The following is a 13741-nucleotide window of genomic DNA, read 5'->3' on the forward strand; positions in this document are numbered from 1 at the left end:
AATACGCTTATCGTCGGTTAATTTTTGCACTTTATTTTTAGACCTAAGCATAACCACGGCATCAACCAAATAACCAGGGCACCCACTATAACCGAATCGTTTTGACTGAAATTTTCGCCTGATAGCGCGGCAAAATAATGCGTTACAGGTTTCTAACTTTCGGCTCTTAATTTTAAATTAACGTGTTCACATTGGAGATTTTTCATGGACACTACTCAAGCAGGCACCCTTGCCTCCACGGGAAAAGTTTCAGCAAGCACATGGCGTAAAAGTGACACTATGTGGATGTTGGGTCTATACGGTACAGCAATCGGCGCGGGTGTATTATTCCTGCCAATCAACGCCGGTATCGGCGGTCTACTGCCACTGCTTGTGATGGCAGTCATTGCCTTCCCAATGACCTTCTTTGCTCACCGTGGCCTGTGCCGCTTTGTGCTTTCAGGTAAAAATCCGGGTGAAGACATTACTGAGGTGGTTGAAGAACACTTTGGTATCGGCGCAGGTAAACTGATTACCTTGCTTTACTTCTTTGCTATCTACCCTATTTTGTTGGTCTATAGCGTTGCTATCACCAACACCGTTGATAGCTTTATTACCCATCAGATGCATTTGCCTTCACCACCGCGTGCCATCCTGTCCTTGATTTTGATCGTGGGCCTGATGACTATCGTGCGTTTTGGTGAGCACACCATTGTTAAAGCAATGAGCATCTTGGTATTCCCATTTGTCGCCGCATTAATGCTGTTGGCTGTCTATCTGATCCCAAACTGGTCTGGTGCCATCTTCGAGCACGTATCAATGGACGGTAACGGTACAGGTAGCGGGTTGTGGATGACGATGTGGCTGGTTATTCCCGTCATGGTATTCTCATTCAACCACTCTCCTATCATTTCGGCGTTTGCGGTTTCAAAACGTGAAGAATACGGTGTGGATGCTGAGAAGAAATGTTCACGCATTTTAGCTTTTGCGCACATCATGATGGTTGTCACGGTTATGTTCTTCGTCTTCAGTTGCGTACTGAGCCTGTCACCGGCAGACCTTGCAGAAGCGAAAAGCCAGAACATCTCTATTCTGTCTTATCTTGCTAACCACTTTAATACCCCAATCATTGCTTACATGGCACCGGTCATTGCCTTTATTGCTATCACTAAATCATTCTTGGGCCACTATCTGGGTGCTCGCGAAGGCTTTAACGGCATGATCATCAAATCTTTGCGTAGCAAAGGTAAAACCATCGGCACCAATAAACTGAACCGCATTACTGCGCTGTTCATGCTGGTGACAACGTGGATCGTCGCAACCTTGAACCCAAGCATTCTGGGCATGATTGAAACACTGGGTGGCCCAATCATCGCTATGTTGTTGTTCTTGATGCCAATGTACGCAATTCATAAAGTACCTGCGATGCGTAAGTACAGCGGTCATATCAGTAACGTATTCGTGGTTATCATGGGCCTGATTGCTATCTCTGCAATCTTGTTCAGCCTGTTCGGTTAATGATAATGCGGCTGGCCAACCTCCACGGCCAGCCAGTAGCATTTACTGCTGAAAAAAATCGTTTCAAAAGCCGGTGCGCCCGTACCGGTTCTCTATCCCACGGCATTGTCAGCAATTTAATAATTAAAACCTTTAAGAGGTTAAAATATGGTCAGTGTTTTTGACATTTTCAAAATTGGTATTGGCCCTTCCAGCTCCCATACCGTCGGCCCGATGAAGGCTGGCAAGCTGTTTAGCGATGACCTGATCGCGCTAGGACATCTTTCTGACGTGACGCGAATTACCGTTGATGTTTACGGCTCATTGTCACTGACCGGCAAAGGTCACCATACCGACATTGCTATTATCATGGGTTTAGCGGGAAATTTGCCCGACACCGTTGATATTGATGCCATTGCAGGATTTATCCGCGATGTTGAGTTGCGTGAGCGTCTGCTGCTAGCAAATGGCCAGCACGAAGTGGATTTTCCCGCTAAAGGCGGGATGAACTTCCACGAAACTAATTTACCTTTGCATGAGAATGGCATGTCCATCACGGCTCATGCGGGTGATGAAGTCCTCTTGAGTAAAACTTATTACTCTATCGGCGGTGGGTTTATTGTCGATGAAGCAAGTTTTGGTCAGCAAGATAGCAACGCCGTTTCGGTTCCTTATCCGTTCAACTCTGCGCGTGACTTACAAAAACACTGCAAAGATACTGGTTTATCATTATCTGGTTTAGTGATGCAAAATGAGCTGGCATTACACAGTAAAGCTGAGATAAGTGCACACTTTGCCGCTATTTGGGACGTGATGCGTGCCGGTATCGAACGCGGAATCAATACCGAAGGCTTATTGCCTGGCCCCATGAAAGTGCCACGTCGTGCTGCTGCATTACGGCGTATGTTGGTCACTACCGATAAGCACAATGCGGATCCGATGATGGTGGTCGATTGGATCAATATGTACGCTTTAGCCGTAAACGAAGAGAATGCGGCGGGCGGGCGGGTGGTAACGGCTCCGACTAACGGTGCATGCGGCATTATTCCTGCGGTACTCGCTTACTACGATAAGTTTATTCGCCCAGTGAATGAGAACTCTTATAGCCGCTATTTCTTGGTATCTGGTGTGATTGGCGCGCTGTATAAAATGAACGCGTCTATTTCTGGCGCTGAAGTGGGTTGTCAGGGAGAAGTCGGTGTTGCCTGCTCAATGGCGGCTGCCGGATTGGCTGAGTTAATGGGGGGTAGCCCTGCTCAGGTTTGTATCGCCGCTGAAATCGCCATGGAACATAATCTGGGGCTGACATGCGATCCCGTCGCTGGACAAGTTCAAGTTCCTTGTATTGAGCGTAACGCCATTTCCGCCGTACAAGCGGTTAACTCAGCCCGTATGGCGTTGCGTCGTACCAGTGAGCCGAGTGTCTGCTTGGATAAAGTCATCGAAACCATGTATGAAACTGGCAAAGATATGAACGCTAAATACCGCGAAACGTCTCGTGGTGGGCTGGCCATTAAGATTGTTGCCTGTAACTGATTTATCGTCGTCTAGACTTAATAAAAATGGCTACTGAGAAGTAGCCATTAAGATTATTGAAAAGTACCTGCCCTGCCACGACATACAGGCCAACTAGCCGAATACTCCCCCAAACCACTGGCTCAATTTCATCATCACAAAATCCCAGATACGGCTGAAGAACCCGCCCTCTTTGATTTCGTTCATCACCACCAACGGACGTTGTTCAATGGTTTTGCCATTAAGCTGGAAATCAATGGTGCCGACCACTTGATGCTTAGCCAGCGGCGCGCGTAGCTCGGTTTGATTGAGCGTATAACTGGCTTTCAGATTCTTCATTTGCCCTTTCGGGATAGTGATTGCTGCATCTTCAGCGACCCCAAGATCTGCCTGCCCGGTATCACCAAACCACACTTTTTGCGTCACAAAAGGCTTAGTCGCTTTAATGGGGACCACAGTTTCATAGAAACGAAATCCCCAAGTCAGTAATTTTTCACTTTCGCTGAAGCGAACCCGATCACTCGGTGCCCCTAATACGACGGAAATCAAACGCATCGGGCCATCAGTGGCCGAGGCGACCAGATTATGCCCGGCGCCAGAGGTAAAGCCGGTTTTCATGCCATCGACGTTGAGATTAGAACTCCATAACAACCGATTACGGTTAATTTGCCGAATATTATTAAAGGTAAATTCTTTCTCTTTATGCAACGCATATTCTTCTGGTACATCGCGGATCAAGGCCTGCCCTAACACCGCCATATCACGTGCCGTACTGTATTGCCCCGGAGCATCGAGGCCATGCACCGTCATAAAGTGAGTATTCGTGAGGCCCAGCGCTTTAGCGTAATTATTCATTAGCCCGACAAAGCTGTCCTGACTACCCGCGACATAATCAGCCAGCGCGATGCTTGCGTCATTACCTGACTGAATCACGATGCCTTTATTCAAATCGGATAATTTTACCTGATCACCCGGTTTCAAAAACATCAGCGAAGAACCGCGCAGTGCCGGATTACCAGTCGCCCAAGCATCTTTACCGACAGTGACTAAATCATCTGGATGCACTTTACCGGCTTTAATCGCCTGTCCAATCACATAGCTGGACATGATTTTTGTCAGACTTGCCGGATCAAGGCGCTGATCACCATTCGCTTCGGCCAACACTTTGCCACTGTTGTAGTCCATCAATACATAAGCTTTGGCATCAACTGGAGGAACCGCAGGGTCATCAGCCGCGTGCGCAGCGGGCAGTGCCAAGAGCAATAATCCAGCGCTGAACGTCAATTTTTTTATCTTGAAAGGGAGGAGAAATTTCATCATGAGGTCGCCAAAGTATCCTTGCAAATAATCGGAAATAAGTGGTGTTTCAAAAGCAGACCACGGTCCAATTAACGAAAAAATAACGTCTTTTTACCGATGCTGAAACTTGAGTTTAGTCATATTTCGACACCTTTTCTAAATTTATCCCATTGCCGTGTCAATTGGGCGCAGTTTTACGTTTTGTTTTGTAAAGACCCTGATTCAAGTAGCCATTGATGCCCATACGGCTAAACATCTCGCTATCCGAACGTCCTGACATCTAAACATCCAAACGTCATAAGAAATAGCATTATTATTCCAAAAAGAAATATAGAGAGGTTATTTGTTCTTTTTAGTGCTTAAACCGCTGGCGCTATCATTGACCCATAAATTGTTAGCTGAGCACTTAGCTAACACACTCTTTATCGGAGAAACACATGGCAATCCCACGCTCAGTGCTTGATCTTATCGGCCACACCCCGCTTCTGGAACTGACTCGTTTTGATACTGGCCCGTGCCAATTATTTGTGAAATTAGAAAATCAAAACCCTGGCGGTTCGATTAAAGACCGAGTTGCTCTGTCGATGATTGAGCAAGCAGAGCAATCAGGCTTATTAAAAGCCGGTGGTACCATCATCGAAGCAACTGCGGGTAATACAGGGCTTGGGCTAGCACTGGTTGCCGCGCTAAAAGGCTACAAGCTGGTGTTGGTCGTGCCGGATAAAATGAGCCAGGAGAAGATTTTCCACTTACGGGCGTTAGGCGCACAAGTGTTGCTCACTCGTTCAGATGTCGGTAAAGGCCATCCCGCTTATTATCAGGACTATGCCTTACGATTAGCACAAGAAACGCCTGGTGCTTTTTATATTGATCAATTCAACAATCCAGCCAATCCGGCTGCACATCGGACATCAACTGGCCCTGAATTGTGGCAACAAATGGGCGAAAAAATTGATGCAATCGTCGTGGGGGTGGGTTCCAGCGGCACGCTCAGTGGCCTAAGCCAATATTTCGCCGATGTGTCACCGGACACCGAATTTGTCTTGGCTGACCCTGCGGGTTCTATTTTGGCTGATTATGTCGACAACGCACAGATTGGCGATGCCGGAAGCTGGTTGGTGGAAGGTATCGGTGAAGACTTCATTCCTCCCTTGAGCAACTTCGCGCAGGTGAAAAAATCTTATCGCATCGATGATGCTGAAGCCTTCAGCACTGCTCGCACCCTATTACGGGAGGAAGGTGTTTTGGCGGGTTCCTCAACCGGTACTTTATTGGCCGCAGCACTACGCTATTGCCGTGAGCAAACCACCCCCAAACGCGTGGTCACCTTTGTGTGTGACAGCGGCAATAAATATTTATCAAAAATGTTCAATGACTACTGGCTGCTCGAACAGGGTTTGCTGAGTAAAACTCAGCATGGCGATTTACGCGATTTCATCACTTATAGCCATCAGGATGGCGCGACTATTTCTGTCTCACCGCAAGATGCCTTATCAGTTGCCCACGCTCGAATGCGTTTATATGACATCTCACAACTGCCGGTATTAGAGGGCGAAAAAGTGGTGGGATTAATCGACGAATGGGATTTGCTGAATGCAGTACAAACCGATGCCAACCATTTCAAATTTCCCGTTAGCACCGCGATGACTCGTCAGGTCAACACGTTACAAAAAGAGGCTGATTACCGCGATCTGTTGGCGACCTTTAATGATGGCCATGTGGCGGTGGTATTGGATGGCGAGCGTTTCCTCGGCCTGATTACCCGAACCGATGTATTGAATAACTGGCGGCAGAAGCTGGCTTAACCTTCTTTCATTAAGGATTTATATTATGGCAAAATTCGACACCTTAACCGTTCACGCCGGTTATACCCCTGACAGCACTGGCGCAGTGATGCCGGCGATTTACGCAACATCCACTTTTGCGCAACCTGCGCCCGGTGAACATACTGGCTATGAATACTCGCGCAGTGGCAACCCCACACGTACTGCGCTGGAACAGGCTATCGCAGAGCTGGAAGGCGGCATACGTGGCTACGCATTCGCGTCTGGTTTAGCCGCCTGTTCAACTGTGCTCGAGCTGCTGGATCAAGGTAGCCATATCATTGCCGTTGATGATTTATACGGTGGCACATACCGCCTATTAGAAAAGGTGCGCAGCCGCACCGCCGGTTTGCGGGTCACCTATGTTTCCCCTGCGGATACCATCGCGCTAGAACAAGCGATCCTGCCCGAAACCAAAATGATCTGGGTTGAAACACCGACTAACCCGTTGCTAAAACTGGCGGATCTGTCTGCCATTGCAGCGATCGCCAAAAAACACCAACTGATTAGTGTGGCGGATAATACTTTCGCCTCCCCTTACATTCAGCGTCCGTTGGATCTGGGTTTTGATATTGTGGTGCACTCCGCCACTAAATACCTCAATGGCCACTCTGATGTGGTCGCCGGTGTCGCTGCGGTAGGTCAAAATCCTGAATTGGCCGAGCAATTGGGCTTTTTACATAATGCAGTCGGGGGGATTTTAGATCCCTTCAGCAGCTTTTTGACCTTACGTGGGTTACGGACTTTAGCCTTGCGGATGGCACGACATAACCACAGTGCGCAACGTATCGCAGAATGGTTGGAGCAACAGCCACAAGTAGAAAACGTCTATTATCCGGGGCTGAAAAGCCACCCTCAACATGCGCTGGCCACCAAACAAATGGCGGGGTTCGGTGGCATGATATCGGTGCGGCTAAAAGGTGATGATAGCTATGCCCGCGCAGTGATTAAGCGTTCACATTTGTTTACCTTGGCAGAAAGCCTCGGTGGCGTGGAGAGTTTAATCAGCCAGCCCTACAGCATGACTCATGCCTCAATCCCGTTAGAGACACGGTTAAAGCACGGTATCACGCCACAGTTACTGCGCTTATCAGTGGGTATTGAGGATACTGAAGACTTGATTGCCGATTTGTCACAGGCATTAAACGGTTAGTTTTGCATCCCGTCAGCAGGTGTGGATATCACGCCTGCTGACGGGTAGTGAAAAACGTTAAACAGCTCTTTGCCATCGGTGCTCACGTTCTTCAAAAATCAGTTTTTCCATGGATTGCAAAGCTTCAGAGTCCGCCAGTATCCGTAAGAAGTGCCCTACCTCACTGGCCTCATCAATAGACTCCACATAAAGAGCACGTAAAGAGACATCCGCCGTCCGAGGTAAGCTGCTTTGCCCCTTCTCCCAACGAGCAACGGTTTGAACATCAACCCCGAGTAATGCCGCAAGATTTTTTTGAGACATATTCATTTCAATGCGTATAAATCGAATGTCATCAGCGGCTAATGGGCTACAGCGGTTAACGAGTATCTTGCCAATCAAACGATGAAGGCCATCAACATCATCAATACTGGTAAATCGCTCACCATCAATAAATTCACAATGATAACCATTAGCCAGCCACACTGTCGTTAAACCACTTTCCGTGTAGTGATACATGATTTTTCTCCCTACTTAATCATAACCGTGATAACAAACAAGGCAGGATCATCCTCATGCCGCTTCAATACCGTCACAACCTCAATCATGTCCCCTGCTGCGATACCTTGTAGATTAAATTTCCAATCGCCAGCCGCAGTGAGGTGCGGAGCTTCGGTAAAACGACTGTGTTTACTGGTAAAAACAGACATAATCTGTCGTAACGTGACACGCCGTTCAGACATCCTTTGTTTCGCATGTGTACTTAACCGAATGCGGCTAGTGCTATTTACTGCCAAATCATTCACTATTTTACGTGCTGAAATGGCACTAAGCGGAAATTCTCTGATAGCAATTCCCTGATAATGCGAAGGTGTATTCGATTCCATTCAATCACCTCTCAAATTTTTACCTATCATTTTGATAGGTAAAAAAAGGAGCGTCAAGAATTAAAAGGCGAATCAGTGTGAATAAGCTGAAGAATGAGGGGAAACAACAGATAACCAGAATAACTTTAGCGCCGATGTGCCAGCGACCTCACCCATTTATCGCCGAGGCTTTGCACGCCTTGCACCAAAATTACCAATATAATGAGTGTGGCAACCATCACTTCATTATTGAATCTTTGATAACCATAACGAATCGCCAAATCACCTAGCCCGCCACCGCCGATCACGCCCGCCATGGAGGAGAAGCCCACCAGCATCACAACGGTTAAGGTAATGCCGGCCAATAATGCCGGCAAGGCTTCCGGCAACAACACTTTCTGAATCACATGTCTGGCTGAACCACCCATCGATAAAATGGCTTCAATCCGCCCTTTGTCCACTTCATCTAACGCTGCTTCCACGACACGAGCAAAAAAGGGAATAGCCCCCAACGTGATAGGGACTATCGCCGCAGTGCTGCCCAATGTGGTGCCGATAATCCAACGTGTAATCGGAATTAAAGCAATCAGCAGCACCACGAAGGGCATTGATCGGCCCAGATTGACAATGGTACCGATCAACGTATTCAACCGTGGTGCTGGGAGCACACCTTCAGGGCGCGAAACAAATAACAACACCCCAAGCGGTAGCCCAATCAAAACAGTAAAAAAGGTGGCGATCACCACCATATAAATCGTTTCACCGGTGGCATTCGTCACCAATGCCAGCAGGTCCTGCCAACTCATGCCGCTGCTCATATCAGTTCCGCCCTCACGCCACGCTCATTAAGAAACTGTAATATCTCAGCCAAATTTAACCCGCCGTCTGGGTGGCTGAAATCAACTTGTAAACGCCCAACCCGATGGCCACCAATAGACTCCACCCCACCTCCCAACAATGTGACCCCCACTGCATGCTGCTGCGCTAACTCACTCAGCACTGGCGAGGCCGCTAAAGTATCAAAGAAGGTTAACTCCGCAACGGGGGTGCCTGATACCGACGCTGGCCCCCGTGTCGGTAATAATGAACGCCCCAAACGCGAATCAGGCGACGCGAGTAAATCCGCAATCACGCCCGTCTCCACGACGCGGCCACGCTCAAGCAGTGCCGCGTGATCACAAATAGACTTCACCACATCCAATTCATGAGTAATTAGCACAATGGTCAACCCCAGTTGGCGATTGATATCACGCAGTAACGCTAATATTGAGGCCGTTGTTTCGGGGTCCAATGCACTGGTGGCTTCATCAGATAATAAGTAAGCCGGTTTCGCCGCCAGCGCCCTCGCAATGCCCACTCGCTGTTTTTGCCCACCGGATAACTGTGACGGAAAAGCCAGGGCTTTATCACTCAGTCCGACTAAATCCAATAGCTCTGCGACACGTTGTTGACGTTGCAGCTTTGGCATACCAATGATTTCCAAGCCGACCGCGATGTTGTCCGACACATTGCGCGAATGCAGCAAATGAAAATTCTGGAAAATCATGCCAATCTTCTGCCGTTGTAAACGTAGCTCACGATCAGTCAGGGTAGTTAACTCACGACCATCCACCTGAATACGGCCCGAAGTGGGCCGCTCCAAGAGATTCAAACAACGGATTAAGGTGCTTTTGCCCGCTCCGCTGCGGCCAATAATACCGAACACCGAGCCGGTGGGGATCGCGAGCGACACCTCCGTCAGGGCCACCATTAGCAGCCCACCTTGCGGATAGGTTTTACTCAGGCGTTCGATGCTAATCATGATTTATTGCCTGCCACTGGAATAACAGAACCGGCGTATTTTTCAGTGATAAATTTCGCCACTTCCGGTGATTGCAAATCTTTCGCCAATTGAATGATGCGTGGGTCCTTTGCCAACGCTGGCGTGGTCACCAGAATATTGGCGTAAGGGTTACCCGCCGCTTTTTCCAACCCCAAAGCATCTTTTGCCGGATTCAGACCTGCTTCTAATGCGTAGTTGCCATTAATCACCGCTAAATCAACATCATCCAAAGAACGCGGGATTTGTGGTGATTCGATTTCCAGAATTTTCAGCTGTTTGGGATTACTCGCAATATCCTTCGGCGTCGCCTGATTCTTAGCCGGATCAGTAAAGCCCGGTTTGAGTGTGATCAATCCCTGCTGCTGCAATAAATAGAGTGCACGGCTAAGATTAGTGACGTTATTCGGCACCGCTACCGTCCCTTTTTCCGGCACCTCTGCGAACGTTTTGTGTTTGTGGGAATACACCCCCAGCGGCTCGATATGCACTGTTGCGGCGACAGCAAACTTCTGCCCCAGTGCCTGCTCTTGCGAGTGCAAATAAGGAACATGCTGGAAGTAGTTGGCGTCAACATCACCGTGGGCCAACAATTCATTTGAGTTAACACCATTCGGAATCTCAATCACTTTTAGATTCAGTGATGGGTCGAGCTTTTGGACAAATTGCAGAATTTCCGCATGAGGAACCGGATCTGCGGCAACGCGCAATGCGTCAGCAGCTTGTGCTGATAAAGCAAAAGTCGATGCCAGTGCGGTGAACAAAGCTGTACGAACCAAACCTGAAATACGTGTTGTTGTCATCATCATTATCCTAAAAATAAGTTTTTATAATTTAATATCAATAAGTTGTGCTAGTAGTTTCTGATGAGGCAATCACACCAGGGTAATGACGACTCGCGACATCAGGATGCGACCGTAGTCGTCCTTTGAGATAATTTAGCCCTACATCACGGAACAGGGGATTTTGTGGGTCGCTGGCTGGGCCACGTGCCTCTGCGGCGATTGCTGCGGGCAATTGGTACAAGGGCACCACCGCATCCAAACGCGCGCCGAGGAAAAAGGCGATAGACAGGCGGTCAGTACCGGCTGGCGGTGTTTCCACTCGATGCACTGTGGCGCGTAAGTAACCGTTACTGGCCAGTTCAAGCAGCTCGCCGATATTGACCACAAAAGTGCCTGGTTGGGGTACCGCATCAATCCAACGGCCTTCTTCCACTTCAACCTGTAAACCACGCTGTTTGTCTTGCAGTAAGAAGCTCAGGAAGCCGGAGTCTTTGTGAGCACCAACGCCCTGCCCGCTTTGGGTCGTTTCGCGCCCTGGATAACGAATCAGTTTGATATGCTCGTTAGGTTTATCGCCATACAGTTCATCGAAGGCGTTTTCATCCAGATCCAATGCCAGTGCGAATGCACGTAATAAGCGCAGCGCCATACCCGTCATTTCACGCTGCCATTGCAGTAACGCGGGTTTCAACTCAGGCAATGCCGCTGGCCATTGATTCGGGCCTTGCAGTTGCGCCCAACGTGGCGTCTCTAATGTTTGTGGTAAGGGGGTTCTTTCCGCACCAATATCAAACTGCTCGCGCCAATCAGGTTGACCACGAGTGAGCTCGGCGGCGGCGCGGTTATAGCCACGAAAATGAGGTGAATTCACCATAGCAACCGCCAGTTTCTCTTCATCAGGTAGCGCGAAGAATTGACGTGACAGTGTTTGAATTTGTTCTAATAACGTGGGGTCGATACCATGTCCAGTGAGATAGAAAAAACCAATATCCCGTGCCGCATGGCGTAAGTCGGCTAAAAAAGCCTGGCGATCTGTTTCACTGCCATTGAGCAATGCGAGATCCAATAAAGGTAACGAGTGTGTAGAGGCGACATTCGCGGCAGATGGCGCAACGAATGGAGGGTGACTAACTAAGGATGGATGGCTTAAATTTTGGTGGCTCATTTTTCACTCCAGAATGTTCACTTGGCTGTTTTTTTTGCTCCGAACCAATGAAAACTGGACAACCATACAAACGAATAATCAGCATAATCAGCTCCTGAGCTGTGGGGGTGAAAGCAGACAGACGACAACACTCTTTCTTTAGCCATCAGGCTTTAGCAGCAAACCGCATCAATCCGCTCTTTTTTATTGAGCGTAAACCAAACAGTTTTAAGAGCGTTCTCGACTAGATACTTAACAATCTATATCTAAACGATATAAATAATTAACACCTAAACTCCGCAACTCACCAATATCAATCCGTTCTATGTTATGTCTTTCATCATTAACAGCGGGCTCACCCGCCATGATCATTAAGCTGTCTTATTTGGCGGATATGCTGACCCTCTTCCATGTTTAGGTAGAAAGTATTAGGTTAGCTACTAAAGCCCTTTATTCCGTTGGGGAGTTTGTCATGTCCAGCACACGCACTATTAAGTATCACTTCAATCTTTCTCTTTATCAGGAGGTGGCTTAATGGATTTGGCCTTGTTTGATCTTGATGAGACGCTAATCAGCGACGATAGCTCCGGCCTATGGATGCGCTGGCTGGTCGATAAAGGGCATGCCCCCATCGAACTGGCAGAACAAGAGCAGTATTTAATGAAGCAGTATTATCGTGGGGAGTTGTCGATGTCCTGTTATATGGAATCGACTTTATCTCCATTGGTGGGACGGCAGACGGCTGAAGTAGCAAGCTGGGTTGAGCGTTTTATTGAAAGCGATATTCTGCCGCGCATTTATCCGCAAGCTCAAAAACTGCTCGATTGGCACCGCCAACGGGGCGATTACATCGTGATCATCTCAGCGACTGGTGAGCATTTGGTGACGCCCATCGCGCAGCATTTCTCTGCCAATGCGGCACTCGCTATCGGTGTTTCAGTGGAAGATGAACGCTATACCGGCAAAACCTACGGCACCTTGACTTATCGCGAAGGTAAAGTCGAAAGGTTAAAACAATGGTTATCGGCATCGCCCGAGCTCGCCTTCCAACACTCCTATGGCTACAGCGATTCGATTAATGATAAGCCGTTATTGGAATATGTCGATCATGCCGCCGTCATTAACCCCGGTAATGAATTGGTGGATTTGGCGATTCTACATGATTGGGATATTCACCATTGGCCGCGCGCAAAAATAGATAATATTTCATGTCAATAGAGGGATAAATATGGTCACTGTATGGGGTCGGAACAATTCGACCAATGTCAAAAAAGTGCTTTGGTGTTTAGAAGAATTGAACGTCAGCTACGAGCGTATTGATGTCGGTGGCCAATATGGCAAGTTGAATGAACCCCTTTACCGCTCATTAAACCCAAATGGCTTGATTCCTTGCCTACAAGAGGAGGATTTCATCCTGTGGGAATCCAATACCATCGTGCGCTATTTAGCCGCTAAATATGGGGAAGACACCTTGTATCTGTCTGACACACGTGCGCGGGCCAGTGCTGAAAAGTGGATGGATTGGGTCACCTCAGGCATGAGTGTTCCGTTTAAAGCAGCATTTATCGGTTTAGTGCGAACGCCGCCAGATCAGCAAGATAAAGCCAAAATTGCTGAAGGTGTTGAGCAGCTGAATGCATTAATGACCATTGCTGACAGCGCCATCAAGGATCAACCTTACTTTTCTGGGGATAAATTCGGTATCGGTGATATTCCGCTCGGGTGTTTTGCATACGCTTGGTTCAATATGCCGATCGTTCGCCCCGAACTGCCGCATTTGCAACGCTGGTATCACAGCCTGACACAAAGAGCCGCATTCCAGAAAGTGATTGCGATTGGCATCAGTTGATCATCATCTAAATGAACAAGGGTGACTGACATC

13 protein-coding genes are annotated in these 13741 nt (G+C 48.2%); 6 read left to right on the top strand and 7 right to left on the bottom strand.

Features of this window, described 5'->3' with window-relative positions:
* Nucleotides 1-204 precede the first annotated feature (204 nt).
* Together DA391_RS14705 and DA391_RS14710 are read left to right on the top strand one after the other, a co-directional pair.
* On the top strand, nt 205-1497 hold the full coding sequence (locus DA391_RS14705; RefSeq protein ID WP_019209449.1) for an HAAAP family serine/threonine permease: 1293 nt from the start codon (nt 205-207) through the stop codon (nt 1495-1497).
* Nucleotides 1498-1644: 147 nt separating this feature from the next.
* Nucleotides 1645-3012, top strand: coding sequence for an L-serine ammonia-lyase (locus DA391_RS14710; protein ID WP_050081402.1), 1368 nt, complete (start codon nt 1645-1647; stop codon nt 3010-3012).
* A 93-nt stretch (nt 3013-3105) separates the two neighbouring features.
* Here DA391_RS14710 and DA391_RS14715 read toward each other — a convergent pair whose 3' ends face one another.
* Nucleotides 3106-4311, bottom strand: a complete 1206-nt coding sequence (locus DA391_RS14715; RefSeq protein WP_049605422.1) for a serine hydrolase — start codon at nt 4309-4311, stop codon at nt 3106-3108.
* A gap of 416 nt (nt 4312-4727) precedes the next feature.
* Here DA391_RS14715 and DA391_RS14720 point away from each other — a divergent pair, with 416 nt between their 5' ends.
* Nucleotides 4728-6095 (top strand): pyridoxal-phosphate dependent enzyme, encoded by a 1368-nt coding sequence (locus DA391_RS14720; protein WP_050287475.1) that lies wholly within the window; start codon nt 4728-4730, stop codon nt 6093-6095.
* Nucleotides 6096-6120: 25 nt separating this feature from the next.
* Complete coding sequence (locus DA391_RS14725) at nt 6121-7266, top strand: trans-sulfuration enzyme family protein (RefSeq protein WP_050081399.1); 1146 nt, start codon at nt 6121-6123, stop codon at nt 7264-7266.
* 57 nt (nt 7267-7323) lie between these two features.
* Here DA391_RS14725 and DA391_RS14730 read toward each other — a convergent pair whose 3' ends face one another.
* The 6 genes from DA391_RS14730 to DA391_RS14755 all read right to left on the bottom strand — a co-directional run bounded on the left by DA391_RS14730 (nt 7324) and on the right by DA391_RS14755 (nt 11880).
* On the bottom strand, nt 7324-7764 hold the full coding sequence (locus DA391_RS14730; protein WP_050081398.1) for a helix-turn-helix domain-containing protein: 441 nt from the start codon (nt 7762-7764) through the stop codon (nt 7324-7326).
* 11 nt (nt 7765-7775) lie between these two features.
* Complete coding sequence (locus DA391_RS14735; protein ID WP_050081397.1) at nt 7776-8132, bottom strand: DUF4258 domain-containing protein; 357 nt, start codon at nt 8130-8132, stop codon at nt 7776-7778.
* Between the two features lie 125 nt (nt 8133-8257).
* A complete protein-coding gene (locus DA391_RS14740; RefSeq protein ID WP_098904384.1) occupies nt 8258-8929 on the bottom strand; it encodes a methionine ABC transporter permease in 672 nt (223 codons plus the stop codon).
* Nucleotides 8926-9912 (bottom strand): methionine ABC transporter ATP-binding protein, encoded by a 987-nt coding sequence (locus tag DA391_RS14745; protein ID WP_108087914.1) that lies wholly within the window; start codon nt 9910-9912, stop codon nt 8926-8928. The genes DA391_RS14740 and DA391_RS14745 overlap by 4 nt, the downstream gene beginning before the upstream one ends.
* Nucleotides 9909-10733: a MetQ/NlpA family ABC transporter substrate-binding protein gene (locus DA391_RS14750; protein WP_042806360.1), complete on the bottom strand. Its 825-nt coding sequence runs from the start codon at nt 10731-10733 to the stop codon at nt 9909-9911. Before DA391_RS14750 ends, DA391_RS14745 begins: the two co-directional genes overlap by 4 nt.
* A 37-nt stretch (nt 10734-10770) precedes the next feature.
* The gene (locus DA391_RS14755) at nt 10771-11880 is read right to left on the bottom strand and encodes an isopenicillin N synthase family dioxygenase (protein WP_050286864.1); all 1110 of its coding nucleotides are present in this window, start codon (nt 11878-11880) and stop codon (nt 10771-10773) included.
* A gap of 513 nt (nt 11881-12393) precedes the next feature.
* On the opposite strand from DA391_RS14755, the gene DA391_RS14760 reads away from it, so the two are divergent.
* Entirely contained in the window at nt 12394-13077 is a 684-nt protein-coding gene (locus DA391_RS14760) for an HAD family hydrolase (protein WP_050286862.1), read from the top strand.
* 10 nt (nt 13078-13087) lie between these two features.
* Nucleotides 13088-13708 carry a glutathione S-transferase gene (locus DA391_RS14765; RefSeq protein ID WP_050081394.1) on the top strand — a complete coding sequence of 207 codons (621 nt, stop codon included), beginning with the start codon at nt 13088-13090 and terminating at the stop codon, nt 13706-13708.
* Nucleotides 13709-13741 lie beyond the last annotated feature (33 nt).

The sequence above is a fragment of the Yersinia massiliensis genome, from assembly GCF_003048255.1.
In the GTDB taxonomy this organism is placed as follows: Bacteria; Pseudomonadota; Gammaproteobacteria; order Enterobacterales; family Enterobacteriaceae; genus Yersinia; species Yersinia massiliensis_A.